Genomic DNA, 24,552 nt, shown 5'->3' with positions numbered 1-24,552 from the left:
GGACAATGAGAGTAGCTGTTCTAGGGTCTGGTTTAATGGGAAAAGAAGCAGCGCGTGATTTAGTGCACAGTCCCGGCGTGAAGAAGGTCGGGCTTGCAGATATCGACCTTAAAAGAGCAGAAGCGGTCTGTAAATCGCTGAGCAGCGGTAAAATCAGTGCTCATGTCGTCGATGCCGGGAATACGAACGAGCTAGCGGCCTTTCTCAAGGACTATGACGTCGTCATCAATGCTTTGTTCTATTCTTTTAATGAAATAGTAGCGAGGACAGCAATCGATGTTGGTGTTCATTCGGTGGACCTTGGAGGGCATATCGGGCACATAACCGATAAAGTGCTCGAACTTGATGAACGGGCTAAAGAGGAGGGTGTGACTATTATACCGGATCTAGGTGTAGCTCCGGGGATGATAAATATTCTCTCCGGATTCGGTGCTGGAAAGCTCAATCACCTGTCTTCGATCCGGCTGTTCGTAGGAGGGATACCGGTTCGTCCAGAACCCCCGCTTGAATATAATCATGTCTTCTCCATGGAAGGTCTGCTCGATCATTATTCGGATCCTTCTACAATCATTCGTGGTGGAAAACTTACGGAGGTGGAATCCCTTACAGAAGTGGAAAAAATCTATTTCGCAAAGTTCGGGCCGCTGGAAGCTTTCCATACGTCGGGCGGGACTTCGACGCTGTTGAAATCCTACCCGAATATAGAGACGCTCGAGTACAAAACGATCCGCTACCCGGGCCATGCTGAAAAAATGAAGCTGCTCGTAGATTTGAAATTAACCGGAGCCGACAATACAGTCGAAATAGGCGGAACACTGATAAAGACGAGAGAGGTCTTACTAAAGTCCATTGACCCAATAGTCGACTTGAAAGATAAAGAGGATGCTGTGCTCCTGCGCGTGAGCGTTGGTGGAAACAGGGCAGGCGTCGAGAAGACATACGAGTACGAGATGGTGACGTATAAAGACCCGGAAACAAAGGTGACAGCAATGGCCCGTGCGACTGCTAATACGATATCTGTTGTCGCACAAATGATCGGAAGCGGTGCCATATCCAAGCGAGGTGTATGTCCGCCGGAGTCCATCGTTCCAGGTGCGTTGTATATCGAGGAAATGGCGAAGCGCGGAGTCATGATTAATGAGGACCTAAAGTAAGAAGGAATAGGGCGGCAGAGACCGCCCTTTCCTGTTTTAAGAAAACCTTCACACTAACTTTACAGTCACTGTAGATGGAAGGGTAGGATTTCAAGTAGAGGATGTGGAATGTTATTATAGGCCTAATAAAATTCTGTAAAAATGCGGAGGTGGTTTGTTGTACTTGGAAGAAATAAATAATCTAACGTTTCACAGCCAGCTTTCTTTGAAGCAGGTAGAAGATCGATTGTTGATCACCGCGCAGTTTCCAAAAAATTACCTCAGACAGATTGAAATGAGGGACCCGTTCCTCTATGTGACTCTTTATGTAAGGGGAGGAGAGCGGATCAAAATCATTGACGAGGATAGTGCTAAACTTTATATCCCTTTAAAGAAAGAGATTCATCCGGATGTTTACCGCCGTATCATCGCCTTTGCCAAGATGCATGCGCGACAATTCAAAAACCAGGGAAACCGCCTTTGAGCTGAGTTTCTCTGGTTTTTATAGTTTATTTATTCTTCCACTTTGAGTTTTGTTCCATCTTCGAAGGTCACTTCCATGGAGAATTCCTTATAATCTGTGGAAATCGCAAACATCTCAAGCACAGCATTTTTATAGAAGGATTCGTCCAATTCTTTAGATAAGATAAGGCTTTCAAGAACGCCATCGAGTTCCCTCCATGCCTCTTCCCCTTTCCAGTTGATCAGGTTCCGGTCGTCTCTATAGGCTGCAGACTGCTGATTGCCGGAATGGAATCGAATGCGCACGACCTTATTATTTGGATAAATGACTCCTATATGGATTTGTTCCACGTGTTGGGGAGAGGAAGAAAGGGACTGTTTCAGGACCCTATCTTCCTTTTTTGCTGTTTCCGGGCTGGACATCCATCCACTTAAAAGTAGAAATCCTGTCAATAGGCAAATGAAAACGACTTTCATTCTTCCTGCCGCCTTCCTTTATCGGATTTGATCTTAGTTTATGCTGAAAAATCATTGACTAAACGTCGCAGTAAAAGTTTTATTCCTTTGTAACTGGGGAAACTACGTGTCATGGATTCGGAGGTGCAGTCATGAAAAAAACAACAACTAAGGCCATCCTTGCTGTATTAGTCGTCTTCGTCCCTATTATTCTGATAGGTGCGGGAAATGATTGGTTCGGTCCAAAAGAGGAGCGAATTGTCGCATTGGGAGATTCATTGACCTATGGAATTGGAGATGACAGCGGACAAGGGTACGTGGAAAACCTTAAACAGTGGTTTGAAACGAATGGAGAAGATGTGAAAGTAGATAATTACGGAATTCCTGATCAGCAGACGGACGGGATGCTAACCCAGATGAATGATCCGGAAGTTCTGAAGTCATTGCAGAAGGCAGACTATATCCTGTTATTCATTGGAACCAATGACTTGATTGAAAGTAACGGGGGAGACTTGTCAGAAATCAATAAGGAGGCAATCGCTGCGGGTAAAAAGGATTATGTAAAGAATTTAAAATCAATCTTGAAAACGGTGAGGGGTTCGAACGGAGATGCTCCCATCCTCTTTCTCGGTCTTTATAACCCTTACCCGGATAATGGAAAAATAGATGAAATTATTAAGGAATGGAATAGCACGAGCAAGGGTCTGATCGATTCTTATACAGGTATCACGTTTGTAGAAACCAATGATCTTTTTGAAGAAAAAACGACACGTATTTTCAGTGACGAACTTCATCTGAATGAAAAAGGGTACGAACGATTGACGAAACGGATTATCCAGGCATATGATTTTGATGAATAAAAACTCGGGCACAAGGTTCAGTATACGAACCATTGCCCGAGTTTTAGTCCTGTAAACGCAAAGAGCAAGCCGCCTGCGTAGCTGAAGGTAAGATACACGTAGAATGTTATCCGCTTCTCCTGCGCAAGTAATTTAACAGCCTCAAACTTAAAGGTGGAAAAGGTTGTAAAGGCGCCCATCAATCCTGTTCCGGCGAATAACAATACCAACGGGGGCGTATCCCTGCCTATTAAGAATCCCAACAGGAAGGAACCCAGGAGGTTCACTGTGTACGTTCCCCATGGGAAGTCCCCATTCATCCACCCTTTCATACGCTCGCTTGCCTCATACCGAAGGATGGCACCGAGGAAACCTCCCGCACCCACTAAGAAAATTTTTAAGAAAATCAAGATGCGACCCTCCTTCTTCCGAGTTCGAAACCGAATTTAGATAATAGAAGCCCCCCGGCAAGGCTGATGATAATATAAGTAATGGAAAGAATAGACGCGCCTGTTCCGTAAAGAGCCAGTGCATCTGTCGTCAAAGTCGAGAAAGTCGTATAAGATCCGACTAATCCTGTACCAATTGCGCTCTTCCATTCGCTTGAAATATCATGCTTCTCTAAAAAGCCTATCGTCAGGACGGGCAGCAGGAAGCTGCCGGTCAAATTGGCAAAAAGCGTGGCGTACGGGAAACCTGTAACCGGCCCCATCAAAAACAACCCGACGAGGTAACGCAGGACAGCCCCGATAAAACCACCCATACCGACATAAAGGTATACCATCTTACAAAACACCTGCCTATCTATATGACATTATAATTACTTTCGAAGTTATTTGAAAGGAATGCTTTTTTTACGGGAAGATAAGCCTTATAATTTAAGGGAAGGAACAGATGAAAGAGGGTTACCAATGATTCTGAAGATTTTAAAAAACATGGATTTTTCCATCCTATTCGCAGTTCTGGCCCTTTCCGCTTTCGGTACAGTGATGGTGTACAGCGCGAGTATGGTCAGTAGTGTGATGGTGTACGATGTAACCCCTGATTTTTTCTTTAAAAGGCAGGTGGTTTCGTGGATAATAGGCTTGTTCGCTTTGTTCCTCGGAATTGTCCTTCCTTACAGGAATTACAGGAAGTTGTTCAAACTACTGCTTTTATTGACCATCGTGCTTCTGCTGCTTGTATTTGCCATCGGGCATACTTCCAATAACGCCCAATCCTGGCTGCCGATCCCGTTTTTGGGGCGCTTTCAGCCTGCGGAGCTGGCCAAGATGACATTGATTATCTACCTTGCAGCTATTTACACGAAGAAAAAAGATTACATTGAAGATTTTGCACGCGGATTGCTGCCGCCTATCATCATGACCATGCTCATCATCGGTATGATATTTAAACAGCCTGACTTAGGGACAGCCGTTATTGCGCTTGCTGTATCCGGACTAGTTATTATGTCAAGCGGCCTGAAGCGGTCCCACCTTATATTCCTGTTGACACTTGCTAGTGTAACAGCCGTCTGTTTGTATATGTTCGGACTTAGTGAAGAGCAGATGTCGCGCTTTGAGGGAGCCTATCAGCCCTTTCAAAACGCTGATGATTCCGGCTATCAACTGATCAATTCCTACCTTGCAATACATAATGGCGGTTTGATTGGTACGGGTCTCGGAGCAGGTGTCCAGAAGCTCGGTTATCTGCCGGAAGCACACACGGATTTCATCATGGCTGTTGTGGCAGAAGAACTTGGCATTATTGGAGTAACTGTGGTACTCGGATTGATTGCCTTGATTGTACTCAGGGGACTTTTCATTAGTATGAAGAGCCATGATATGTTCGGGCGTTTATTGGCAATAGGGATATCGGGTCTGATAGGAATACAAACAGCTGTAAACCTCGGAGGGTTGACGGGAATGATTCCGCTCACTGGAGTTCCACTTCCTTTTGTGAGTTACGGTGGAACGTCATTATTGATGATGATGTTTTCTGTGGGTATCCTGATCAATATTCACGCTGTATCGAAAGTAAAGAAAAACCAGGAAGACAAAATAGCCGCATAACGGAAAACGCCGGCCCTCAAAGGGACGGCGTTTTTTTTTCGTGTCTCGGAATGATATGAATCATATCCGTATCGGATGTTTTCTTATCGTTCGTAAAAACAAGACGTGTTTTTAGTTCATATGTCAGAGCCGGATTGGAGCAGTCGATGTTATCTGGTATCAAAAAGCTGAATGGATACTCTTCACGGGTCCCTGATTCCATCGTGCGGGCCATTAAAATGGTTGTGACGGCTTGGATCCATACGGGGTTTTCCCCGGGTTCTTTCTTCATCAGATCACATTCAAGCCGTTTCACAGTTTGTGTACTAATTCCTCCCCGGAAATGGAATGCACCGGTTACCGTATCCCCAGGGTGAAAATTCGTTTTCGATAACACAAGATCAACATTTGGGGATCCAACTCCAACCAGGTTCAGTAGTTTCGCAATCATAGGTAAGACCTCCGAACAAAAGTGATAGCTGCTCAAAATTATAATTCCCGACGGAGAAATAAAGGTCCATCGCCATTCCTGTGAAAAAGAGGCAGATCCATCACGAACAGCTCCCACTGAGCCTTCGCCTCGCTGCACAAAAATCAATGATCTTTCTTTTTCTAAAGACTGTAGCCATATATTACCTAACGCTTCACTCCTCGTCAACATTTTTTCGAAATTTCTTTATTCTTTTCTCTAAGGGTGTGGTATGGTTGATTTTATCAGGAGGGATGGAGATGGAATTTCCCATTTTGGAGACAGAAAGATTGTCACTTACTAATGTATCAAGAAAGCATTCTGCTGCATATTTAGACATCATGTCCAGAGAAGAAGTGACCAAATATTATGGGATGGATGCATTGAAAACTCCGGAGCAGGCGAGAGAAATCATCCGGTCTTTCCAATCCACTTGGAAGGAAAAGCGGGGAATCCGCTGGGGCCTTACAGTGAAGAACGAGTCAAGATTTATAGGTACAGTTGGTCTCAACAATTGGAATCCAAGAGCCATGAGGGCGGAGATCGGTTATGAGATTCATCCTGACTTTTGGCGTCTCGGATTGGGATCTGAAGCAGTAAAAGAGATTATCCGTTTTTCCTTTCTTGAGCTGAAGATACGTAGGCTCGGGGCTGTCACTTTTCCTGATAATATTCCTTCCAACCGTATGTTGGAGAAGTTCGGATTTAAGAAAGAAGGGACGCTGCGGAACTATTTAGTCCGTGAAGATCAAAGTCACGACGCTTTCATTCACTCGCTATTAAGTGAGGAATACGATCTGTCTTCGTAGTGTTGGAAAGGACGGTATTCTTCATGAGAGGAAAGAAACTTTACAAGATTGGAACGATACGATATCATGTAAATCGTAATCGTTACTAAAAAACATCCTCGAGGGTGTTTTTTTTAACGTTTTTTAAATCGTAATAATTACTTTTTAGGGAGAGATACAGGATGGCTAAAAAATCGAAGATTGCCAAGGAAAGAAAACGTCAGGAATTAGTCGCGAAGTATGCGAGCTTGAGAAGAGAACTAAAGGAAAGGGGTGACTATGAGGCCCTTCGTAAACTGCCGAGGGATTCTTCTCCTACAAGGTTGACTGGAAGGTGTGCAGTCACAGGAAGGCCCCGCGGATATATGCGAAAATTCAAAATGTCACGTATCACGTTTAGAGATTATGCCCATAAAGGCCAGATTCCCGGCGTGAAGAAATCAAGCTGGTAATCTCAAAACAGAGGAATAAGAGGTGAAAATGATGTTTGAGTGGGTGATTATTGGGGGAGGGGTACACGGTTGCAGCGTTGCCACAAGGCTTTTACTTCAGGAGAAAACGCGAAAGGAAGATGTAGTAATTATCGACCCGCATGATCATCCAATGGAAAAATGGAAAACATTAACTTCTAAAGTGGGGATGAAATATCTTCGGTCCTCTTCCGTTCATCATCTTCATCCCGACCCTTACAACTTGAGAAAATACAAGAAGCAGAAGGAATATACGAAAGGGTTTGTCGGTCGATATGACCGCCCGATGCTTGAAATGTTTAATAATCACTGTGAAGATATGTTTCATGCTGTTGATCTTAAGTCGTGTTGGGAAAAAGGGAAAGTAAGAGGTCTCTGGAAGCTGAACGATGTTTGGAAGATCCAGCTTGACGACGGGGAAGAGATGATAGCTGAAAATGTCGTTCTTGCTGTTGGTGCGACGGAGTATCCATCTATACCTGCCTGGGCGGAGGGGTTGAAAAGAAAGCCTGTCCACGTCTTTTCCCACGATACGTTTCAAAAGGAAGGGGAAGTGGCGGTGATTGGTGGTGGAATGTCAGCCGTTCATTTGGCGGCATCGCTTGCTGAGACTTCAGAGAAGCCGGTCCATCTTATCAAACGTCACCCGTTCAGAATCAAGGACTTTGACAGTGATCCCGGATGGTTAGGTCCAAAATATTTAAATAAATTTAATGAAAGCACCTGCTATATAAAGCGAAGAGATATGATCCGTCATGCCCGTAATAAAGGGTCGATAACAAGGGATCTTCACATAAAGGCTAACAGGTTGGAAAAAAAGAAGATGCTGACTGTTCACACAGGTGAAATAGAGAAAGTAGAGGATAAAGGGATGGAAATCCAGCTGTCCTTGGACTGTTGTACGATCGAAGTGAACGAATGCATTTTTGCTACTGGATCAGAGCAGAAGCTTCCTCTCTGGTTAAAAGAGACCATATGCCAAGCCGACCTGCCTTGTGCCCCGTGTGGGTTTCCAATACCCGATAAAAATCTGGCGTGGGCATCGGGCCTTTTTGTCACAGGTCCGTTAGCTGAGCTTGAAATTGGTCCAGCTGCAAGGAATATTGCAGGTGCAAGAAAAGTGGCAGAGCGCATCTCTGCTTTATAAGAAAGGAAAAGGATGAATGAGAGTACCTGTTACGGTATTAAGCGGTTTCTTAGGTTCGGGTAAAACTACAGTTTTAAACCATATTCTGCATAATAAAGAAGGGGTCAAAGCAGCCGTTATCGTGAATGATATGAGTGAAGTGAATATAGATGCTTCTTTGATTAAACACGGGGCGTTTAAGCGCACGCAGGAAAAATTGGTGGAACTTCAAAATGGGTGCATCTGCTGCACATTAAGAGAAGATCTTATTATAGAAGTGGAAAAATTAACTAAATTGGATATCGATTATATTATCATTGAATCGACAGGAATTTCCGAACCTATCCCCGTCGCACAGACATTCACTTATAAAGATGAGGAAACTGGAATTGATTTGAATTCTATCTGCAGACTGGATACGATGGTCACAGTTGTTGATGCCTATCGCTTCTGGCATGATTATCAATCTGGCGAGTCACTGATAGACAAAGGGGAAGGGTCAGGTCAGGAGGATGAGCGGGAAGTAATCGATTTACTAATAGACCAAGTCGAGTTTGCCAACGTAATCGTCGTCAATAAAGTGGATCTTGTTAGGGATGAAGACAGGGAGTATCTTTCTGCCGTGTTGCGTCGATTGAACCCGGATGCCAAAATTGTCGAAACATCCTTTGGGAAACTGGATGTAAAAGAAGTGTGGGGTACTTATTCATTTGATTGGGAGCAGGCCAGTCAGTCTGCAGGCTGGATCAAAGAATTGAATGAAGTACACGTGCCGGAAACGGAGGAATACGGAATCGCATCGTTTCTTTATAAAAGGAAAAGACCCTTCCATCCGGAAAGGTTCCATCAATGGCTCGAGAAATGGCCGGATACAGTCATCCGTTCTAAAGGTTTTTTCTGGCTTGCTTCCAGGAATGAAGCCATTGGTCTGCTTTCCCAGGCCGGCCCGTCTTTATCCATCCAGAAGGCAGGTTCCTGGATAGCGTCCTACCCCGCAGAGGAGCAGTCTGCTTTGTTGGAAGAAGATCCGGCTCTCTATGATGAGTGGGATACTATGCATGGGGATCGATTGACGGAGCTGGTATTCATTGGTGCAAATATGGACAAGGAAACCATTCAAAAGGAACTGGATGGATGTCTGCTGAGTGAGGAAGAGATGCAGATGGATTGGAGGTCCTTTCCAGATACTCTTCCTTCCTACCAATAGCACAGAAAATGGGCATTCTTTTTGGACCATTCACATGCTTAATTCATTCCGTGTTCAGAAAGCTTCTGAAGTTGATTTATTAATTATCCACTTTCTTCTTTTGGAGGCGTAGTCTTCATATGACTTCGGATCAATGCAGCGGTCTGTAAGATTGCTTCTGGAGAAGGGCGCCCGAATGGACCTGTCTGTTTCTGCTGGTACATAAGCGTCCCGCCTTTATTGAAAAGAAAGTATGCTGGTTCGCCATGCGCGCCGTGATCTTCATAGGGGGCTCCTGTCTTATGAATGTAGACACCGAAAGCGTCGAGAACGGAAAAGAATTCATCGGATAGAACAGGGAATGTCAGGTTCTCTTTTTCCTTCATTCTTTTCAATTTATTCAAAGGCTCTGCGCTTATGGCAGTTACTTGTATATCGTTCTTATGAAGCTCTGCATGGTACACTTCCAGTTCCTTAAGGGTTTCTATACACACAGGGCACCAGGACCCGCGAAAGAAAACAATGAGATGCCACGATTCTTCATAGTGTTTCCGCTGTGTTTCAAAGAGAAAATTACTTCCATCTACAGAGGGAAGGTAGAAATTTGGAGCAGGATCTCCAAGGGTGATATCAGCCATATGGTGACCTCCTTTATGATTCATTGCATCTCTTACCAAACGTATGCGGCTCCTTGTTCAGTGGTTCTTAAAATAATGGATCATCCATAAGCATAACCAATTGGGGTTAATATCAAACCATCTTCCAACTGGACAATCTCCATCTATATCTTATAGAATCATTCTATTAATCCAAGGTACAGATGAAGGTGGAGGGTATATGAAGAAAAGGTGGAAATATATTGGTATTAGTCTTCTTGTCTTAGCTGCAGCTGGAGTAGCAGCTTTTCTGATTTGGACACAGCAGACATATAAAGCATCTCCGGAATTGAAAGAAAGGACGGAAATTCCGTCCCGTATAGATGGGTGGATCACTTACATTCCGCAAGGTGCCGTCAAAGGAGGAATCGTCCTTTATCCAGGAGCGAAAGTAGAGCCGGAAGCATACAGCTATATTGCCGAAAATTTAGCAGATGATGGATATGTAACAGGAATTCCTGAAGTCACCCTTAATCTTGCCATGTTGGACAGCGATAAAGCAGAGCAATTGATCGATGACTATCCGAATGTTAAGCACTGGTATGTTGGCGGTCATTCCCTTGGGGGGGTCGCAGCTGCATCTTTTGCCTCCAGGAATATGAATGAGGTCGACGGGTTAATTTTACTGGCCTCCTACCCTGCCGGAGATGATTTGTCCGGAACTGACTTTCCCATCCTTTCGATATACGGGGAGAGGGATGGACTGACGACGCTTGATAAGGTCGAAGAGACAAAACAGCTGCTTTCCAATCAGACGACTTGGAAGGAAATACCTGGTGGTAATCACGGTCAGTTTGGTGTTTACGGTCCTCAAAAAGGAGATAAGGAAGCTGAAATAACCGTATGGGAGCAGCAGGACATCATTATAAACGATATGACGGACTGGATACAGGACATGGAAGAGTAAGCAAATGCATGTCCCAACCAGGAAATATAACACTAAAGAAAATCCGAACAGACCTGAATTGGTCGTTCGGATTTTCTTTAGGAGTGGGAATGATCATTTACCTATATGAGAATCGATCCCATAAGGATGGCCGTCATGAGGAGCGGAAACATCCAATCTTTCTTACGGATAGTCATGGGTCTGTAAAAGGTACGATTCCAACTACCTGTAAACCCTTTGGATTCCATTGCGACAGCCGTACGTTCTGCCTTTCGGATGGCTCCTGCTAGTAGAGGTATGAGATAACGTTGGTATTGCATCCATCTTCCTTGCAGGCTGGAAGCGTATTCGATGCCCCGGATCCGGTGGGCTGCACGGATTTGTTGGAATTCGTCCTTCATCATGGGAAGAAAGCGGTAGCCTGCCAAAATGCCATAGGCGAGTTTTGGTGGCAGCCGAAGCTGCTGCATCAAGCTTAATAAAAACTCCACCATATTTGTCGTAAAGACAAACAATAAGGAAAGCGATGCAAATGCGATGATGCGGAAGGATAAAGATAATGCCATTAGCCAATCTTCTTTTGGGACGACCCATCCGAACAAGGAAACCGTTTCCTTAGCATCTGCAGGAACGTCCGCGAATGCGATGGTTGTCCATAACATCCCAAAGGCGAAGATGGAAAATATCATTAAATAGATCACATACAACTTCTTATTTACATTTCCGAACAAAAAAGTGACGGCAATTGTTGCAGCAGAGAAAACCGCCGGGGTGACAGGATCGTATCGTAAAGCCAGCACGAAGACAACGGCGAGGATCGTCAATGCTTTCACTGTCGGGTTAACGTTATGAAAAGACATGAGTCCGCTCCTTTGCGTCCCTTGAGGATGTCAGTTGCAGCCTCGGGGGTGTTTCCAAATGGTAATCTTCCAATGATTCTATTTCCCATAGTTCTTCCGTAGGTCCGTCCCATTGAATACCGCCTTCCTGGATAACGATGGTCCTTGTTGCAAAACGGTCGACAAGCTCCATGTCATGAGTGATCATGATGATGGAGGTGCCCTGGTCGTGTTTTTCTTTCAGGATCTGCATAAGACTTTCGGTAGAACCAGCATCCTGACCGAATGTCGGCTCGTCCAAAATAAGTAGATTGACATCCAAAACGAGCATGGTGGCGACACTGAGTCTCCGTTTCTGTCCTTGACTCAAAAGGAATGGATGAGAATGTTCCAAGCCTTCCAATTGACAGAGTAGAAGCGTCTTCCGGACTATTTCCTTCGTCTCTTGTTCATCCATTTCTCGCTCTTTCAAACTGTAGGACACTTCCTCAAATACAGAATCTGTTATGAATTGGTGTTCGGGATTTTGAAAAACATAACCGATTTCGCGGCGAAGAAGCTTCTCTTTCCAGCGTGTGATCGATCTTCCTTTGAAAGCAACATCTCCGTTGGACGGCTTTATAATACCCGCTAAAAGCTTGGAAAGACTGCTTTTTCCACTTCCGTTCGCTCCAACGACGGCCACCCATTCCTCAGGATGGATATCCAAATGGATATTATGAAGGACTTCTTTCCATGCCACGTTATTTGCTGACAATAGCGTTCCCTCAGTCGCCGGCTTTTTTATTTCGGGAGCTGGTAAAGGAATTGGCAGCGATACATACTCATCTATGCTCAGCGGTAGCTTTCCCTTCCATCCAAGAGCCATGGCAGTGCGGGCAGAGTAGGGGAGCCAGACGCCTTCTTTCATCAAGGTAGGCCCATAGGTTTTCAAATTTTTCAGAAGTGGTCCCTCACTAAACATATGTCCATCTTTCTCAAGGACGATTACGCGTGTAAGAAGAGAAAGCCAGCCTTCCAACCGGTGTTCGATGACTACTAAAGTCAGTTTACGCTTACGCTTTATTTCTGAGAGGATCTCGATGAATTCTCTAGCCGAAACCGGGTCCAGATTCGCTGTTGGTTCATCTAATATCAGCACATCCGGCTCCATTACGAGTGTACAGGCAAGAGCCAGTTTCTGCTTCTGGCCGCCGGAAAGGACGTGGATTTTTTCTTTCTTGTATTGTTCCAGACCAACCCAGGAGAGCGCCTGTTCGATAAGATCCTGCATTTGCGAAGGAGGTACGGCTAAATTCTCAAGACCAAAAGCTACTTCCTCCTCTACTGTAAGCATACAAAACTGCGTTTCAGGATCCTGAAATACGACGCCTACTTTTTTTGCTGCTTCTCCCGGTTTATAGGTGCACGCATCTTTTCCTGCTATCTTGACGGTACCGGTCATGGTGCCGTCAAGTTCTTCAGGATAAAGTCCCGTCAGGCAATGCACCAGGGAACTTTTTCCCGAGCCACTTGGACCAAGTACCAAAACGCTGTCTCCTTGTGCGACATTTAAGTTTATATCCTTAAGTACCGGCTGCGGGTGTTGGTCATAAGTCAACGATAAATGGTCAACTTCAAAAATCATTTTCATTATGCCGCCCGCTTCCTACGACGTTCTTTACCCAGAGCAAATCCTGACAGCACTCCTGTTTTGGCAAGGGCATCGGCAATTGCTTTTCCTGCCAGCCCGGAGATGAGAGCTCCACTTAGAAGTCTAATGATGAACATAGCTGCTACGTAATCCGTACTTAAGGCGCTGTACCCCAGGCGGAAATATTCCCAGAAAAAGCTGAACACGGCAGCCATCATACCGGAGAGCATAAGTGTAAGGAGTTGGTAACTCTTATAACGGGTGATGGCGAAGGCGGTCTCTGCCCCAAGTCCTTGAATGACGCCTGTCAAAATGAGCATCGGTCCGGACGCATTCCCGAGCAGCATTTCCACAGTGGCGGCAATGGTTTCCGATAAGAATGCAGCGCCTGGTTTCCTTAGTATGTAGGCGGCGATAATGGAGACAATGAACCATATTCCATATATGAAGTCATATCCAATCGGACCCATTAATCCGGACAGAACTTTGCCTACAGGTAGAAAAGCTAAGTAAACAACAGCGAATACGACGGCAAGTACAGACATGACGACGATTTCTTTTAATTTCCAGTTCTTCATTCCTCCTCCTCCTTTTTAGATGGGCTGTTTGCAGAAATGCTCACAGTCATCACGGTGTGGGAGGATCCACCGGCTTCTGTTTCCTTAAACACGTTTTCCAAACCGTGAAAGATGTCGTGGATATCCCCCTCCAGCCTGGTGGAATAGTGGGCAGGTGTTACAGAAATGCCTTGTTCTCTCATCCTTTCAATCTTTTCGTAAATCGTTTCCATATACTTACCTCCACCTAAAGGGTATAGAGAAAACTTAGCTGTCACCGCCTGTTTGACAGCTGCTGTATTCCTGTTCATCACGTTAGATGTTTCATCCAGGTACACATCACCAGTAGGATCGCCCGGGCAGCCGATGGAAAACGTCCCCTGAAATGCGGCATGAACCCCTGTGACGGCGGTATGGTGAAAGACGGCTTTGGCTACGTCAAAGACGTGTTCCAAGCGTCCGCGAACCGTCGTCGTAACATGATCCGTTTTCATCCATACTTTGGATGTGTCGGTCTGTTGAAGGCTTGTCATGATCATATCCTGAAAGTCATTACACATAGGATGGACAGAAAAAGAGCAGCCGGCAATTTTTGAATTTCCACATACTTGAGTCATTTAATTTCCTCCTTTTTTAAACACAAAAAAACTGCATTCCATGGGAATGCAGTCCAACAATCGAAAAGAAAAGCCAAAAAAGAAGTCTGATCGCGAGAGTCAGGCTGCACTTCCCCACGCTAGTATTATCTAGTTCGGGTGCTAAGGGTCGGATAAACCTCTCAGCCGCAAATGCAGCTCCCCCAGTGCAAGTTCCACGTTATGCAGTTGTCTTGGATGCCTTCATCTTAGCGAATATTTTAATTTTTGTAAATGGTTGTTTTTCTTGAAACGTATGCAGGGGTCCGGTCGTAGAATGTAGTAGTATAAAATTTCCATAAAGGAGAGATGGTATGAGCAATCAGCAATCCCTTCGATTCACGTCAAAGAAAAGCAAGTGGTTATCCGTCTTCTTGGTTCTGGTAATGGGAGTGGTACTTATTGATGCGATAGGCGGCCTGGAGTGGGGGGTATTTATGATTCCCGGCCTTTCGAATTCTTACATTGCCAAGGTGATCTTTGCAGTTGTTATAAGTGCGCTCGTCGGCTGGATATATTTTGGGACACGATATATCATCGATCACGAGGAGTTGAAAATCGTCTACGGTCCTTTCCGGAAGCGTGTACCGCTTGACCAAATCAGGAGAGTGGAGGAAGTGAAAGATATACTTCAGGCACCTGCCCTTTCCTTTGACCGCCTGGAAATTCACTATGGAACAGCGGAGTCCATTAAAGTATCCCCGAAAAATAAATCGCTGTTTCTGAAGGAGATTGGGAGTAGATGAGAAAGTACGGAGCACTTTCATGAATATATACAAAAAACAGGAGACAGCTAAGGGAAAGTGGGATTCCTTTTTTAAGGATAACTGGGACAGTCCATATATGATCGTATCAAGCGGGATCTACGATTGCAGGAAGTTAGATGGGTTCACATATGTGGGGGAAAAAGCAGAAATTATCGGTCTCATCACATACGTGGAGAGTGAGGAGGAAGTGGAAATCGTATCTCTGGACAGCTTGAGGGAAGGAAGAGGGATAGGTTCTCTTCTGATTGATAGAGTCGAGAGTGTTGCAGATGGTCGAAGGATTAAGGTAATCACGACGAATGAAAATATTCATGCTATCCGTTTCTATCAGCGCAGAGGCTTCCGATTGAAGTCCGTCGTTAGAGGAGCGGTTGAAAAAGCGAGATTAGTAAAACCATCCATCCCCCGCTTTTCTTCTACAGGGATACCAATTTTGGATGAAATCGTTTTGGTGAAAGGAGATGGGGAAAGATGAGTGAAATGACTCTGGTGAAGCCTGCCTTGAAGTGGAAGGATGCTTACATAAATTATTATAAGGAATGGCTGGAAAGTGGAGAAACGATGATACCATGGGTCATAGAGAAAGATCCGTATGCTTTTGACGAGATGATAGAATTCCTGGAAAATAATGAACGAGGAGTCTATCTTCCTCCCGGGTGGGTACCGGACACCACCTATTGGATGATGGATAAACAAGAACGAATAATCGGTGTTACCAACATACGCCACAAATTGACAGATCGTCTGAGAAAAGAAGGCGGTCATATAGGATATAGTATCCGACCTTCGGAAAGAAGGAATGGTTATGCAACGACATTACTGCGCCTTTCATTGGAGAAAGCCTGGGAAATGAAGATAACGGATGTCCTTGTCGTATGTGATCAGTGGAATACAGGGTCTTGGAAAGCTATTTTGAAAAATGGGGGGAAGGAAGACCAAGACTTCGTGGAAGAGGACGGCAACGTAGTCAAGCGGTTTTGGATAAGCAGAAAATAAAAAGAAAGCAGGCCGGTGAATAAGGTCTGCTTTCTTATATGGTTATAATTTAATAAGTTTAATTTTGTAGGATTGTTCCCCGTCATTGAGGGCGATATATGGGACTCTTTCAAAGGGGAAATACTCAATTGCCCGTGGAATAATCTCCATCTTATCAAAGAGCTCCTTACTGCTTATCAAGTCATGGAGGTCAACGTGGAATTCTTTCCCGCTGACAGAGGAAAACCTGGCGGAACCATAGCCTTCTTCCAACATATGTTTCAAAATATCCATGGAATGCTCCTTATAACGAAAAGAATAGATGTAACTACTTTTATACTTTCCCGATATAATTTTTCTCAAACCTACCCATAAAAAGATCCAGGAACCTGCAGGTTCCTGGATCTTTTTTGCGTTTAATAATATGGGGAGATCATTAGGTAAACAATGACGCCTGTCAGGCTGACATACAGCCAGAGGGGCATCGTCCAGCGGGCAATCTTCCTGTGTTTGTCGACGCGCATGGAAAGCCCACGGAATAGTGTAACAAGTGCTAATGGTACGATCAGCGCTGCAAGAACGATATGGGTGATCAGGATGAAGTAATAGATAGGTACGATTATTCCTTCCCCACCAAAATGAGTAGACTCAGCCATCGAATGGTAGGTCAGGTAAGAAATTAAGAACAATGCTGTTGTTGTGAAAGCGGCGAAAATGAACCGTTTATGCCATTTAATATTCTTTCGAATAATCATAAACAACGCTGCCAATAGAAAAACGAACGTAAAGGAATTGAAAACTGCATTTAGAAGAGGTAGCAGTTTCAGATCAAAACCTGTATCTCCTTCAATTTCAGGAGCGAATAATAGTGCCACAACAATGGCGTTAATGACAATTGAAAGCCCCACGACCCAAGGGACGTAATTGAAATCTTTTTTAATCTCCATGTGAAATTCACCATCTCTCTTTAAGTTGTCCAATCTAAGTATATTAAAAAAACCCGAGAAATTCACTAATGAAGATACAGCTGTCGTGACAAAAATAGTAACTTTATGGGTTCTCTGTGTAGAAATTTCTGAAAATAATGATTGTAAAACGCTTACAAAGGCATTATACTATCACTAAACCGATTTACTAAACCGATTTATTAAACTTAAAAGAAAGAGTCGATGTATAAAATGACAGTGACAATAGCCGATGTGGCAAAGCATGCAGATGTATCGAAGAGCACGGTCTCTCAATATTTGAATAAACGCTACACGTACATGGGGGAAAAGACAAAGGAAAGAATTGAAGCTTCGATTCAGGAGCTTGGTTACCAGCCTAATATCGTAGCGCGGAGTTTAAAGCAGAAATCCACAAAGACAATAGGTGTCATTGTAGCGAATATCCTGCACACATTTACTACAGAAGTAACAAGAGCGATCGAAGACTATTGCCACGGGGAAGATTTCCATACGATTATTTGTAACGCAGATGATGATCCTGTCAAAGAAAGGCATTATATTGAAATGCTGCGGGCGAAGCAGGTGGATGGCCTGATCATTTTCCCTACAGGGAACAATCTTAGCTTGTATAGACAAATGAAGGACGCTTCGTACCCGGTCGTGTTTCTCGACCGCACGATAACCGACGTCCACATCCCGACCGTATCGCTTGATAATCGAAAAGCATCCAAACTTGCAGTCGACCACCTAGTAGAAGAAGGGTATGAGCGGATCGCTGTTATTACGACATCCATCCTTGAGCATATTTCTACTAGGATAGATAGAATCGAAGGTTACAAAGAAGCGATGAGTAACCATGGCATCGCGGTTTCAGAAGATTATATTGTCAGCGCTGAACCTCAGGGCCTGACAGACCAATTGGAAGAGCTGTTGAGATTGGATACACCTCCGGATGCTCTCCTGGCCGGTAACGACCTCGTTTTGATCGAAATCTTGAAATATGCCAAAAGGAAGAATGTGGTTATACCGGATGAATTGGCGTTGATAGGAATTGACGATGTTTCCTTCGCAGGATTTTACTCTCCGGCCATTACCACCGTTGCTCAACCAACTTTTAAAATGGGGAAAAAGGCCGCGGAACTGCTTCTCAATCAAATTACTAAAAAAGAGATACGGGAGTCTGATCTTCGGTTCCAGCCGACTTTGATGATCCGAGACTCTCTAAAGAAGGGGAAAGGAGATGGTGATGGGAAATGAAAGATGTTGCGACGATAGGAGATGCAATGATTACATTTGACCCTTTGAAAAAAGGACCGCTGAGGAATGTTCATACGTTTGAGCGTAAAGCAGGGGGCGCTGAGTTTAACTTCGCCATTGGCTGCGCAAGACTTGGGCTGGAAACTGCTTGGATCAGCCGACTTGGAAAGGATGAATTCGGAAAGTATATTCGCAATTTTGCAAGAGGAGAAGGAATTGATGTATCAGAAGTGAAGCTTGTGGACGGACATCCTACCTCCATTAATTTCAAGGAGATCAAAGAGGATGGAAGTGGCAGCACGTTCTATTACAGGAGCAATTCCCCTACACAGACACTCACAGAACAGACGTTCAATATGGATTTCATCCGCGATACGAAGGTGCTCCACATAACAGGAGTATTTGCTGCGATCAACCCGGCAAAAAACATAAGATTGTTGAAGCGGGTGATTACATATGCCAAAGATCATGGAGCATTAATTTCCTTCGACCCGAATATCCGTTTGAAGCTATGGAGCAGAGAAGAAGCAAAAGAGTCCTTAAAGGAATTGCTGCCTTATGTAGATATCATGCTTACCGGTGTCGAAGAGGCGGAACTGTTATTTGGAGTGACGGACCCACGTGATATTGCCGCTGCGTGTACCGCTTATGGAATAACTACTGTGGCTGTAAAACACGGAGATTTAGGTGCTTATGCGTTTAAAGATAATCAATCCGCTACTATGCCTGCCGTACCTCCAGCCAAAGTGGTTGATACGGTAGGCGCCGGGGATGGATTTGATGCCGGCTTCATTTATGGTCTGCTTCAAGGATGGTCCTTGGACCGAACGTTAGCATTTGCTAATACCATTGGATCCATGGTGGTAAGTGTACACGGGGATAATGAAGGATTGCCTGAATTGGAAGATGTATTTGTTCAGCTTGGGGAGAAAGAAATGATAGAGAGGTAGGGGAGCTTATGAAGTTACAGCTTGCATTGGATAGAATGACCAAAGAAAATTGCATCGATCTTATCGAAGAAACGAAGGCATACGTGGACTGGATTGAAGTCGGGACAGGTGTCATTAAAGAGTACGGTGTTTCTTTTCTCGCTGAATTAAAAGCCGCGTATCCTGAATCGACTTTGGTTGCAGATATGAAAACATGTGATGCCGGCAAGCACGAGTCGGAACAAGCTTTCAGGGCAGGTGCAGATGTCACTACGGTTATGGCCTTTTCTGCGGATCAAACAATTAAGGATTCTCTTCTAATGGCAGAAATATACGGAAAGCGAGTCATGGTCGACCTGTTAAATGTTCAAAATGAAACCAGGCTGAAAGAGCTGTCGAACCTTGGTGTCGACTTGGTTGGTCTTCATTATGGAAAAGATATGCAGAAAAAGAAGGGCGCGGAGATGGATGAGTTATTTTCGTTAGTTAAAGAGTATCCAGACTTTGATATAGCGGTAGCTGGTGGGATAAGCATAGATAAAATAAAGACCTTGTCCGAGTACGAACCGCAAATCGTCATTGTGGGCAGTGCACTAACGAAAGCAGAGAATCCAAAAGCGGAAGCGGAAGCTATAAAGGGGGCGATGAAGGTTGAAGGAAATTATTGTTGAGGTAGCCAAGGAAGTCACGGATGTGCTTCGTAATATAAATGAGGACCAAGCCTTGAAACTTGCAGCGGAATTAGGCAAAGCAAATCGGATATTCGTGACGGGAGAAGGCCGGTCGGGTTTGATGGGAAAAGCGTTTGCGATGAGGCTTATGCATGGAGGATTTGAAGTGTATGTAACCGGGGAAACAATTACACCAACTATCGAAAAAGGGGATCTCCTTATTGCCATAACTGGTTCCGGTACGACCTCAGGTCTTGTCCAATATACGGAAACGGCGGCTGGAGCAGGAGTGAGAACCGCTGTTGTTACTACTAATTCGGATGCGCCAATTCTGGATAAGTGCGATACATATGTTCTTGTTCCTGCAGCGACGAAGAGAAGAAACGCGGGTGAACCGGAAACCATTCAGCCTCTTGGTAACCAGTTTGATCAATCCGTCCACCTCTTTTTGGATGCTGTGGTTATACAGGTAGTGGGTGGCGATCAAGAAGAAATGGTGGCAAGACACGCCAATTTAGAATAGGAGGGGAAACTGTGCAGGAAGAGATCTTAAATAAGCTGTGCCTGACTCCTGTCATCAGAGGGGTAGAACGAGATAAGATTGTTCCCATTACGGAAGCCTTGCTTAGAGGTGGTATAAAAGCAGTGGAGATTACGGCAGAGACACCTGGAGCGGCAGCCATGATAGCTGATGTGAAGAAAGAGTTCGGAACTAGGATGCTGGTCGGTGCTGGTACGGTGCTTGATCCAGAAACGGCGAAGGAAATGATTGCTTCAGGAGCAGAATTCATCGTATCTCCGGGATTGAACATCGACACAATAAAGCTTACCCACCGATACCGGAAACTATGTGTTCCGGGAGTCCTCACTCCAACGGAAATCAGCCAGGCGCTAACGTACGGAGTTGCAATGGTTAAAGTATTTCCAGCGCATGTTATGGGCCCGCAATATATTAAAAGTCTAAAAGGTCCGTTCCCTGACATTAAAGTTATGGCTACAGGGGGGATTCATCTCGGGAATATGGAGGAATATTTGACAAGCGGCGCGGATGCTGTAGGGATTGGAAGCCAGTTGGTCCGACCCTCTGCCTATCAAAAGACCGAAGATTACACGTTGTTGGAACAGTTAACCGAGGATTATGTCTCAATGGTGAAGAAGAAAATAAATCTATCTTTTTCTACTATGTAAGCGCATCCAATAGGAGGAGGACAATTAATGAAGAAATTACTAATGGCTTTTTGTTCTTTTGCAATCATCGCTTTTGTCTCAGCAGGCTGCAGCAATGGTGAAGCTAAGAATCCTTCCGGAGAAGGAAGCATCAAGATCGTAGCCGCTCATAACCAAACGTCTCCGGAAAACCCTTATCAAATTGGGATGGAAGCTTTCAAAGAAACGGCTGAAAGTGCAGGCGCGGGAATTGAAGTAGAAGTTCATGCAGGCACATTGGGAACAAGTGAATCAGAGTTGGTGGAGAAATTAAAACTTGGCGGAGCAGATATCGTTCTTGTTTCTCCCGGCTTTATGTCTAAAACGGGAATTGAAGAGATTGACCTTTTTGCAGTACCCTATGTATTTAAAAATTATGACCATTGGGAAAAGGTAGTTGACGGTTCCATAGGAAAGGAAATGGCCGATATCATCAATGAGAAATCAAAGAATGATTTTAAATTGCTGGGATATTGGTCGGCGGGTGTACGACATTACTATGGAAAGAAACCTCTTAAAACAATCGAAGACATTAAGGGCATGAAATATCGAACACAGACCTCCGGTGCAGTAGCGGATTATTGGGAACAGGTCGGCGCGGTTCCTACGTCTGTGGCATGGGGAGAGCTGTACCAGGGAATGCAGCAGGGCGTTGTGGATGCGGCTGAAAACTCCTATCCGTATTTCGTGCAGCAAAATCATCACAAAGTAGATAATGGTAAATATATTACTGAAACAGCCCATGACTATACGACACGTTTTCTTTTGATTAACGGTAAAAAGTTCGATAACTATTCAGAAGAGCAGAAGAAAGCAGTCTTAGAAGCTGCCGAAGCATCCGTAAAGGCAGAAAGAGAAGCGGTAAATGCCCAGGAAGAAGAGTATAAGGAGCAGGCAGTAAAAGATGGGGCGGAAGTGAACGAAATTGATCGCCAACCATTCATGGATGCGGCTGAACCGATCCAAAAGGAGACGGCGGATAAAGTTGGTGCGCAGGATATCCTTAAGCAAATCAAAGAATTGGAATAGAAAGGAAGGGAGCCGGCCGATCCCGGCTTCCTAATTTCATCAGGGAGGCCAAGTGTAGATGATAAAACTACTGGAAAGAGTCCAACTGACCATCGGTGTTGTGTTCCTTCTTACTTTCTTCGTTACGATTGTCATTCAAGTAGTCACTCGATTTATGGGCATTTCCGCTATATGGACCGAAGAGCTCGCTACGTACTCCTTCATATGGTCTGTATTCATGGGGGCTGGTGTCATGGTGAACCGGAGGGAACATTTTCAGTTTGATTTCTTATTAAGGAAAGCAAAAGGGAAATACAAAAACGTTCTGTATTTGATTAATGATCTTATCATTCTATTATTCAGTACAGCTATCGTATATTTTGGATGGCAGGCAGCCGTCAGCTTCTGGGATTATGAATGGGTATCTATAGAGGCTATGAAAATGGGCTATGTGTGGATTTCCGTTCCTGTTATGGGAGCTACGATGGCAGTTTACACGCTTGGCCACGTTATTAAAAACATTAAGGAATTCTCCAAAGAGGAGGCAGCACTATGATCGGTCCATTATTAGTCGGCATTTTTATTTTATTGATGGTCATAGGGATTCCCATCGCTTTCGTCATTGGAATCGTTGCTCTCGTGGGCATATTTAATATCCCTTATATTCCTGAAGTCACCATCCCGGTTAAAATGTTCAACGGCTTGGATTCATTTGTCCTGCTGGCAGTTCCCTTGTTCATCCTTGCAGCGAATCTAATGAACAGTGGAAATATATCCCAGAAACTCATTGATTTTTCTTTGTCCATGGTCGGGCATATAAAGGGTGGACTGGCCCATGCCAACATCCTTGTATCTATGTTGTTCGCCGGGGTGTCTGGAGCTTCCCAGGCAGACACAGCAGGAGTTGGGAAAATTTTAATTCCCAATATGAAAAAGCAGGGGTATGATACCGGTACGGCTGTCGGAGTTACTGCAGCCTCTTCTACTATTGGAGTTATCATCCCGCCCAGCATTCCTATGATTATATACGCTGGACTTACGAATGTTTCTGTAGGTGCTCTATTCCTGGCGGGCATTATCCCGGGGATCCTCGTAGGCATTTCCATGATGGTCATTGTTTATTTCCTGGCTTTAAAGAAAGGATACCCGACCTATCAAAAAGCCTCAATATCAAATTTCTTCAAGCAGTTTTTTGATGCGGTCCCGGCATTAATGACTCCTGTCATCTTGATTGGAGGGATCATCACAGGCATCTTTACAGCTACAGAAGCAGCAGCTTTCGCCTCTATTTATACGGTTATCGTGGGGATGTTTTATTACAAGACATTGAAAATCAAGGATTTTCCTAAAATTCTTGTTGATACACTTACATTAAGTTCCCTTTCCTTGTTTGCGTTAGCAGCTGCAAATGCGCTTGGAGAATTGATGAGTTATTACCAGTTGTCCACTTGGGCGGAGCAATTCTTCGCAAACAACATTGACAGCAAGTGGGTCTTCCTGTTAATTGTTATCGCTTTCTTTTTATTTGTTGGAACATTTATGGATGCCATACCTGCCATGATTCTGTTTATCCCTGTCCTGCTTCCCGTGGCATTGACTTTCGATGTAAGTCCGGTACTGCTGGGGATCGTTACCGTTATGACGCTTGCTGTAGGATTGGTTACCCCGCCTTACGGACTATGTCTCCTACTAGCTGCGAAGATCGGAAAGCTGCCTGTGGAGCGTTCGTTCAAAGCAGTTATTCCTTATATAGCAGTGGTGGTTGTCGTGTTGTTATTCGTGGCATTTCTACCTGACATCGCCTTTTATCTGCCGGAAAAGATGAGCCCTGACATCTTCTCCGGTCAATAAATACTGACAACAAAAGAGTAAGGGTTATAAAACCGCGATATTCTTCCATATTTGGAGGAGGTCGCGGTATTTTTTACTATGTACATTTAAAAAAGGAAATTATAAATACCTATAAATTCATACTGTATGAGTCATTGGCCGTCTCCGGTTCAGATATTAACTAATACGATATGACTGTAGTTCTTATTTATGGCGAACGGAGGTTAAAAGAATGGCGAGTTGTTCCGATTGTTTTGATTGTTTCAATACGGATACTACGGTATCTTGTGATTTTGTTAAGGATAAAGTCTGCGTAGGATGGAGCATGCCGCAGGGAGTCAACCAAGATATATATGTGACAAGTGGAGTGAACGTTTTTAGTTCCGGTTTCGTTGCGTATGACTCTGGTGCTGCCGAGTTTATCAGCGTCACTTTTTATAATGATGGAACGCAGGTAGGCACGCCTTTAATTGTATATGCGGGGGGCAGTGTAAGCTTTACCGCAACGAACTTTACGCGCATTGAAGTCACTGTACCTGATAGCGAAGAAGGAGATATTTCCTCCGGGTTAGTTTGTTTGACGCCGCGTTATCAAGTCAATTGTGATGCAGTGTAAAAAATTCCGGCTATGGGCAGGAATTCTTACTATTATGGAAGGGAGAAACAGAGTAATGGCTATAAACTTTTATGATGGAAGTGGAGATTGTGTCCGCGGTTTAAGAGGACCTGAAGGCCCGGCAGGTCCGGCAGGTCCACAGGGAGAGGCAGGTCCGGCAGGTCCACAGGGAGAAACAGGC

The 24,552-nt window shown here is 44.4% G+C and carries 32 protein-coding genes and 1 riboswitch; of the genes, 21 read left to right on the top strand and 11 right to left on the bottom strand.

Annotated features, from left to right (window positions below; all coding sequences use genetic code 11):
• The first annotated feature begins 5 nt into the window (after positions 1 to 5).
• Together AXG56_RS06165 and AXG56_RS06160 are read left to right on the top strand one after the other, a co-directional pair.
• The gene (locus AXG56_RS06165; RefSeq protein WP_062513595.1) at positions 6 to 1,154 is read left to right on the top strand and encodes a saccharopine dehydrogenase C-terminal domain-containing protein; all 1,149 of its coding nucleotides are present in this window, start codon (positions 6 to 8) and stop codon (positions 1,152 to 1,154) included.
• Between the two features lie 163 nt (positions 1,155 to 1,317).
• Positions 1,318 to 1,617: a hypothetical protein gene (locus AXG56_RS06160; RefSeq protein WP_008639745.1), complete on the top strand. Its 300-nt coding sequence runs from the start codon at positions 1,318 to 1,320 to the stop codon at positions 1,615 to 1,617.
• A 29-nt stretch (positions 1,618 to 1,646) separates the two neighbouring features.
• Here the strand turns inward: AXG56_RS06160 and AXG56_RS06155 are convergent, their stop codons facing one another.
• Positions 1,647 to 2,072, bottom strand: coding sequence for a YusW family protein (locus AXG56_RS06155; RefSeq protein WP_008639747.1), 426 nt, complete (start codon positions 2,070 to 2,072; stop codon positions 1,647 to 1,649).
• Between the two features lie 131 nt (positions 2,073 to 2,203).
• On the opposite strand from AXG56_RS06155, the gene AXG56_RS06150 reads away from it, so the two are divergent.
• A complete protein-coding gene (locus tag AXG56_RS06150; protein WP_008639749.1) occupies positions 2,204 to 2,911 on the top strand; it encodes a GDSL-type esterase/lipase family protein in 708 nt (235 codons plus the stop codon).
• A 17-nt stretch (positions 2,912 to 2,928) separates the two neighbouring features.
• Here the strand turns inward: AXG56_RS06150 and AXG56_RS06145 are convergent, their stop codons facing one another.
• Positions 2,929 to 3,300: a CrcB family protein gene (locus tag AXG56_RS06145; RefSeq protein WP_008639750.1), complete on the bottom strand. Its 372-nt coding sequence runs from the start codon at positions 3,298 to 3,300 to the stop codon at positions 2,929 to 2,931.
• Positions 3,297 to 3,674 (bottom strand): CrcB family protein, encoded by a 378-nt coding sequence (locus AXG56_RS06140; RefSeq protein WP_062513593.1) that lies wholly within the window; start codon positions 3,672 to 3,674, stop codon positions 3,297 to 3,299. The genes AXG56_RS06145 and AXG56_RS06140 overlap by 4 nt, the downstream gene beginning before the upstream one ends.
• A gap of 127 nt (positions 3,675 to 3,801) precedes the next feature.
• Here AXG56_RS06140 and AXG56_RS06135 point away from each other — a divergent pair, with 127 nt between their 5' ends.
• On the top strand, positions 3,802 to 4,941 hold the full coding sequence (locus AXG56_RS06135) for an FtsW/RodA/SpoVE family cell cycle protein (protein WP_008639754.1): 1,140 nt from the start codon (positions 3,802 to 3,804) through the stop codon (positions 4,939 to 4,941).
• A gap of 16 nt (positions 4,942 to 4,957) precedes the next feature.
• Here the strand turns inward: AXG56_RS06135 and AXG56_RS06130 are convergent, their stop codons facing one another.
• Complete coding sequence (locus AXG56_RS06130) at positions 4,958 to 5,371, bottom strand: sporulation protein (protein WP_062513591.1); 414 nt, start codon at positions 5,369 to 5,371, stop codon at positions 4,958 to 4,960.
• Between the two features lie 278 nt (positions 5,372 to 5,649).
• Between AXG56_RS06130 and AXG56_RS06125 the strand changes: the two genes are divergently transcribed.
• The 4 genes from AXG56_RS06125 to AXG56_RS06110 all read left to right on the top strand — a co-directional run bounded on the left by AXG56_RS06125 (position 5,650) and on the right by AXG56_RS06110 (position 8,980).
• A complete protein-coding gene (locus tag AXG56_RS06125; protein WP_008639757.1) occupies positions 5,650 to 6,198 on the top strand; it encodes a GNAT family N-acetyltransferase in 549 nt (182 codons plus the stop codon).
• Positions 6,199 to 6,359: 161 nt separating this feature from the next.
• Positions 6,360 to 6,629 (top strand): 30S ribosomal protein S14, encoded by a 270-nt coding sequence (gene rpsN, locus AXG56_RS06120; RefSeq protein ID WP_008639759.1) that lies wholly within the window; start codon positions 6,360 to 6,362, stop codon positions 6,627 to 6,629.
• Positions 6,630 to 6,660: 31 nt separating this feature from the next.
• Positions 6,661 to 7,794 (top strand): FAD/NAD(P)-binding protein, encoded by a 1,134-nt coding sequence (locus AXG56_RS06115; protein ID WP_062513590.1) that lies wholly within the window; start codon positions 6,661 to 6,663, stop codon positions 7,792 to 7,794.
• Between the two features lie 16 nt (positions 7,795 to 7,810).
• On the top strand, positions 7,811 to 8,980 hold the full coding sequence (locus AXG56_RS06110) for a GTP-binding protein (RefSeq protein ID WP_008639764.1): 1,170 nt from the start codon (positions 7,811 to 7,813) through the stop codon (positions 8,978 to 8,980).
• Positions 8,981 to 9,063: 83 nt separating this feature from the next.
• Here AXG56_RS06110 and AXG56_RS06105 read toward each other — a convergent pair whose 3' ends face one another.
• Positions 9,064 to 9,597 (bottom strand): peroxiredoxin family protein, encoded by a 534-nt coding sequence (locus AXG56_RS06105; RefSeq protein WP_026577291.1) that lies wholly within the window; start codon positions 9,595 to 9,597, stop codon positions 9,064 to 9,066.
• Positions 9,598 to 9,796: 199 nt separating this feature from the next.
• Here AXG56_RS06105 and AXG56_RS06100 point away from each other — a divergent pair, with 199 nt between their 5' ends.
• Complete coding sequence (locus AXG56_RS06100) at positions 9,797 to 10,522, top strand: alpha/beta family hydrolase (RefSeq protein WP_008639770.1); 726 nt, start codon at positions 9,797 to 9,799, stop codon at positions 10,520 to 10,522.
• A gap of 101 nt (positions 10,523 to 10,623) precedes the next feature.
• On the opposite strand, the gene AXG56_RS06095 is transcribed toward AXG56_RS06100, so the two are convergent.
• The 4 genes from AXG56_RS06095 to AXG56_RS06080 are packed head-to-tail and all read right to left on the bottom strand — an operon-like array spanning position 10,624 to position 14,147.
• Complete coding sequence (locus AXG56_RS06095; RefSeq protein WP_008639773.1) at positions 10,624 to 11,361, bottom strand: energy-coupling factor transporter transmembrane protein EcfT; 738 nt, start codon at positions 11,359 to 11,361, stop codon at positions 10,624 to 10,626.
• Positions 11,348 to 12,973: an ABC transporter ATP-binding protein gene (locus tag AXG56_RS06090; protein ID WP_062513588.1), complete on the bottom strand. Its 1,626-nt coding sequence runs from the start codon at positions 12,971 to 12,973 to the stop codon at positions 11,348 to 11,350. Before AXG56_RS06090 ends, AXG56_RS06095 begins: the two co-directional genes overlap by 14 nt.
• Entirely contained in the window at positions 12,973 to 13,551 is a 579-nt protein-coding gene (locus tag AXG56_RS06085; protein WP_008639777.1) for an ECF transporter S component, read from the bottom strand. The genes AXG56_RS06090 and AXG56_RS06085 overlap by 1 nt, the downstream gene beginning before the upstream one ends.
• Positions 13,548 to 14,147, bottom strand: coding sequence for a YkoF family thiamine/hydroxymethylpyrimidine-binding protein (locus tag AXG56_RS06080; RefSeq protein ID WP_062513585.1), 600 nt, complete (start codon positions 14,145 to 14,147; stop codon positions 13,548 to 13,550). Before AXG56_RS06080 ends, AXG56_RS06085 begins: the two co-directional genes overlap by 4 nt.
• A 94-nt stretch (positions 14,148 to 14,241) precedes the next feature.
• Positions 14,242 to 14,341, bottom strand: a riboswitch (TPP riboswitch).
• A gap of 138 nt (positions 14,342 to 14,479) precedes the next feature.
• Between AXG56_RS06080 and AXG56_RS06075 the strand changes: the two genes are divergently transcribed.
• Genes AXG56_RS06075 through AXG56_RS06065 form a run of 3 tightly spaced genes read left to right on the top strand, consistent with a single transcriptional unit; the run spans position 14,480 to position 15,928 of the window.
• Positions 14,480 to 14,911, top strand: a complete 432-nt coding sequence (locus tag AXG56_RS06075) for a PH domain-containing protein (protein ID WP_008639781.1) — start codon at positions 14,480 to 14,482, stop codon at positions 14,909 to 14,911.
• 19 nt (positions 14,912 to 14,930) lie between these two features.
• Complete coding sequence (locus AXG56_RS06070; RefSeq protein WP_026577293.1) at positions 14,931 to 15,407, top strand: GNAT family N-acetyltransferase; 477 nt, start codon at positions 14,931 to 14,933, stop codon at positions 15,405 to 15,407.
• The gene (locus AXG56_RS06065) at positions 15,404 to 15,928 is read left to right on the top strand and encodes a GNAT family N-acetyltransferase (protein ID WP_062513583.1); all 525 of its coding nucleotides are present in this window, start codon (positions 15,404 to 15,406) and stop codon (positions 15,926 to 15,928) included. The genes AXG56_RS06070 and AXG56_RS06065 overlap by 4 nt, the downstream gene beginning before the upstream one ends.
• A 42-nt stretch (positions 15,929 to 15,970) precedes the next feature.
• Here the strand turns inward: AXG56_RS06065 and AXG56_RS06060 are convergent, their stop codons facing one another.
• Together AXG56_RS06060 and AXG56_RS06055 are read right to left on the bottom strand one after the other, a co-directional pair.
• On the bottom strand, positions 15,971 to 16,201 hold the full coding sequence (locus AXG56_RS06060) for a hypothetical protein (RefSeq protein ID WP_026577295.1): 231 nt from the start codon (positions 16,199 to 16,201) through the stop codon (positions 15,971 to 15,973).
• 122 nt (positions 16,202 to 16,323) lie between these two features.
• A complete protein-coding gene (locus AXG56_RS06055) occupies positions 16,324 to 16,854 on the bottom strand; it encodes a DUF420 domain-containing protein (RefSeq protein ID WP_008639794.1) in 531 nt (176 codons plus the stop codon).
• Positions 16,855 to 17,085: 231 nt separating this feature from the next.
• Here AXG56_RS06055 and AXG56_RS06050 point away from each other — a divergent pair, with 231 nt between their 5' ends.
• The 9 genes from AXG56_RS06050 to AXG56_RS06010 all read left to right on the top strand — a co-directional run bounded on the left by AXG56_RS06050 (position 17,086) and on the right by AXG56_RS06010 (position 24,371).
• Positions 17,086 to 18,111 carry a LacI family DNA-binding transcriptional regulator gene (locus AXG56_RS06050; RefSeq protein WP_008639795.1) on the top strand — a complete coding sequence of 342 codons (1,026 nt, stop codon included), beginning with the start codon at positions 17,086 to 17,088 and terminating at the stop codon, positions 18,109 to 18,111.
• A complete protein-coding gene (locus tag AXG56_RS06045; protein ID WP_008639796.1) occupies positions 18,108 to 19,061 on the top strand; it encodes a sugar kinase in 954 nt (317 codons plus the stop codon). Before AXG56_RS06050 ends, AXG56_RS06045 begins: the two co-directional genes overlap by 4 nt.
• 8 nt (positions 19,062 to 19,069) lie before the next feature.
• A complete protein-coding gene (gene hxlA, locus AXG56_RS06040; protein WP_008639797.1) occupies positions 19,070 to 19,711 on the top strand; it encodes a 3-hexulose-6-phosphate synthase in 642 nt (213 codons plus the stop codon).
• On the top strand, positions 19,692 to 20,234 hold the full coding sequence (gene hxlB, locus AXG56_RS06035) for a 6-phospho-3-hexuloisomerase (protein ID WP_062513581.1): 543 nt from the start codon (positions 19,692 to 19,694) through the stop codon (positions 20,232 to 20,234). Before hxlA ends, hxlB begins: the two co-directional genes overlap by 20 nt.
• Before the next feature lie 11 nt (positions 20,235 to 20,245).
• A complete protein-coding gene (locus tag AXG56_RS06030) occupies positions 20,246 to 20,899 on the top strand; it encodes a bifunctional 4-hydroxy-2-oxoglutarate aldolase/2-dehydro-3-deoxy-phosphogluconate aldolase (protein WP_062513579.1) in 654 nt (217 codons plus the stop codon).
• A 27-nt stretch (positions 20,900 to 20,926) separates the two neighbouring features.
• A complete protein-coding gene (locus tag AXG56_RS06025; protein ID WP_026577299.1) occupies positions 20,927 to 21,946 on the top strand; it encodes a TRAP transporter substrate-binding protein in 1,020 nt (339 codons plus the stop codon).
• A gap of 58 nt (positions 21,947 to 22,004) precedes the next feature.
• Positions 22,005 to 22,481: a TRAP transporter small permease gene (locus tag AXG56_RS06020; RefSeq protein ID WP_008639802.1), complete on the top strand. Its 477-nt coding sequence runs from the start codon at positions 22,005 to 22,007 to the stop codon at positions 22,479 to 22,481.
• The gene (locus AXG56_RS06015; protein ID WP_062513577.1) at positions 22,478 to 23,776 is read left to right on the top strand and encodes a TRAP transporter large permease; all 1,299 of its coding nucleotides are present in this window, start codon (positions 22,478 to 22,480) and stop codon (positions 23,774 to 23,776) included. The genes AXG56_RS06020 and AXG56_RS06015 overlap by 4 nt, the downstream gene beginning before the upstream one ends.
• A gap of 211 nt (positions 23,777 to 23,987) precedes the next feature.
• A complete protein-coding gene (locus AXG56_RS06010) occupies positions 23,988 to 24,371 on the top strand; it encodes an S-Ena type endospore appendage (RefSeq protein WP_008639805.1) in 384 nt (127 codons plus the stop codon).
• Positions 24,372 to 24,552 lie beyond the last annotated feature (181 nt).

This window comes from Halobacillus sp. KGW1 (assembly GCF_001592845.1).
Lineage (GTDB): Bacteria > Bacillota > Bacilli > Bacillales > Halobacillaceae > Halobacillus.
The sequence above is the reverse complement of the archived record's forward strand: the minus strand, read 5'-3'. Positions and strand labels throughout refer to the sequence as shown.

Excerpts from the sequence above, each read along its gene's own strand:
- AXG56_RS06130 (WP_062513591.1), bottom strand. The coding sequence starts at position 5,371 with ATGATTGCGAAACTACTGAACCTGGTTGGAGTTGGATCCCCAAATGTT.
- AXG56_RS06105 (WP_026577291.1), bottom strand. The coding sequence starts at position 9,597 with ATGGCTGATATCACCCTTGGAGATCCTGCTCCAAATTTCTACCTTCCC.
- AXG56_RS06015 (WP_062513577.1), top strand. The coding sequence starts at position 22,478 with ATGATCGGTCCATTATTAGTCGGCATTTTTATTTTATTGATGGTCATA.
- AXG56_RS06090 (WP_062513588.1), bottom strand. The coding sequence starts at position 12,973 with ATGAAAATGATTTTTGAAGTTGACCATTTATCGTTGACTTATGACCAA.
- AXG56_RS06025 (WP_026577299.1), top strand. The coding sequence starts at position 20,927 with ATGAAGAAATTACTAATGGCTTTTTGTTCTTTTGCAATCATCGCTTTT.
- AXG56_RS06140 (WP_062513593.1), bottom strand. The coding sequence starts at position 3,674 with ATGGTATACCTTTATGTCGGTATGGGTGGTTTTATCGGGGCTGTCCTG.
- AXG56_RS06050 (WP_008639795.1), top strand. The coding sequence starts at position 17,086 with ATGACAGTGACAATAGCCGATGTGGCAAAGCATGCAGATGTATCGAAG.
- AXG56_RS06065 (WP_062513583.1), top strand. The coding sequence starts at position 15,404 with ATGAGTGAAATGACTCTGGTGAAGCCTGCCTTGAAGTGGAAGGATGCT.
- AXG56_RS06085 (WP_008639777.1), bottom strand. The coding sequence starts at position 13,551 with ATGAAGAACTGGAAATTAAAAGAAATCGTCGTCATGTCTGTACTTGCC.
- AXG56_RS06020 (WP_008639802.1), top strand. The coding sequence starts at position 22,005 with ATGATAAAACTACTGGAAAGAGTCCAACTGACCATCGGTGTTGTGTTC.
- AXG56_RS06095 (WP_008639773.1), bottom strand. The coding sequence starts at position 11,361 with ATGTCTTTTCATAACGTTAACCCGACAGTGAAAGCATTGACGATCCTC.
- AXG56_RS06010 (WP_008639805.1), top strand. The coding sequence starts at position 23,988 with ATGGCGAGTTGTTCCGATTGTTTTGATTGTTTCAATACGGATACTACG.
- AXG56_RS06115 (WP_062513590.1), top strand. The coding sequence starts at position 6,661 with ATGTTTGAGTGGGTGATTATTGGGGGAGGGGTACACGGTTGCAGCGTT.
- AXG56_RS06150 (WP_008639749.1), top strand. The coding sequence starts at position 2,204 with ATGAAAAAAACAACAACTAAGGCCATCCTTGCTGTATTAGTCGTCTTC.
- AXG56_RS06080 (WP_062513585.1), bottom strand. The coding sequence starts at position 14,147 with ATGACTCAAGTATGTGGAAATTCAAAAATTGCCGGCTGCTCTTTTTCT.
- AXG56_RS06070 (WP_026577293.1), top strand. The coding sequence starts at position 14,931 with ATGAATATATACAAAAAACAGGAGACAGCTAAGGGAAAGTGGGATTCC.
- AXG56_RS06155 (WP_008639747.1), bottom strand. The coding sequence starts at position 2,072 with ATGAAAGTCGTTTTCATTTGCCTATTGACAGGATTTCTACTTTTAAGT.
- AXG56_RS06125 (WP_008639757.1), top strand. The coding sequence starts at position 5,650 with ATGGAATTTCCCATTTTGGAGACAGAAAGATTGTCACTTACTAATGTA.
- AXG56_RS06075 (WP_008639781.1), top strand. The coding sequence starts at position 14,480 with ATGAGCAATCAGCAATCCCTTCGATTCACGTCAAAGAAAAGCAAGTGG.
- AXG56_RS06055 (WP_008639794.1), bottom strand. The coding sequence starts at position 16,854 with ATGGAGATTAAAAAAGATTTCAATTACGTCCCTTGGGTCGTGGGGCTT.
- rpsN (WP_008639759.1), top strand. The coding sequence starts at position 6,360 with ATGGCTAAAAAATCGAAGATTGCCAAGGAAAGAAAACGTCAGGAATTA.
- AXG56_RS06165 (WP_062513595.1), top strand. The coding sequence starts at position 6 with ATGAGAGTAGCTGTTCTAGGGTCTGGTTTAATGGGAAAAGAAGCAGCG.
- AXG56_RS06045 (WP_008639796.1), top strand. The coding sequence starts at position 18,108 with ATGAAAGATGTTGCGACGATAGGAGATGCAATGATTACATTTGACCCT.
- AXG56_RS06135 (WP_008639754.1), top strand. The coding sequence starts at position 3,802 with ATGATTCTGAAGATTTTAAAAAACATGGATTTTTCCATCCTATTCGCA.
- hxlA (WP_008639797.1), top strand. The coding sequence starts at position 19,070 with ATGAAGTTACAGCTTGCATTGGATAGAATGACCAAAGAAAATTGCATC.
- AXG56_RS06060 (WP_026577295.1), bottom strand. The coding sequence starts at position 16,201 with ATGGATATTTTGAAACATATGTTGGAAGAAGGCTATGGTTCCGCCAGG.
- AXG56_RS06110 (WP_008639764.1), top strand. The coding sequence starts at position 7,811 with ATGAGAGTACCTGTTACGGTATTAAGCGGTTTCTTAGGTTCGGGTAAA.
- AXG56_RS06100 (WP_008639770.1), top strand. The coding sequence starts at position 9,797 with ATGAAGAAAAGGTGGAAATATATTGGTATTAGTCTTCTTGTCTTAGCT.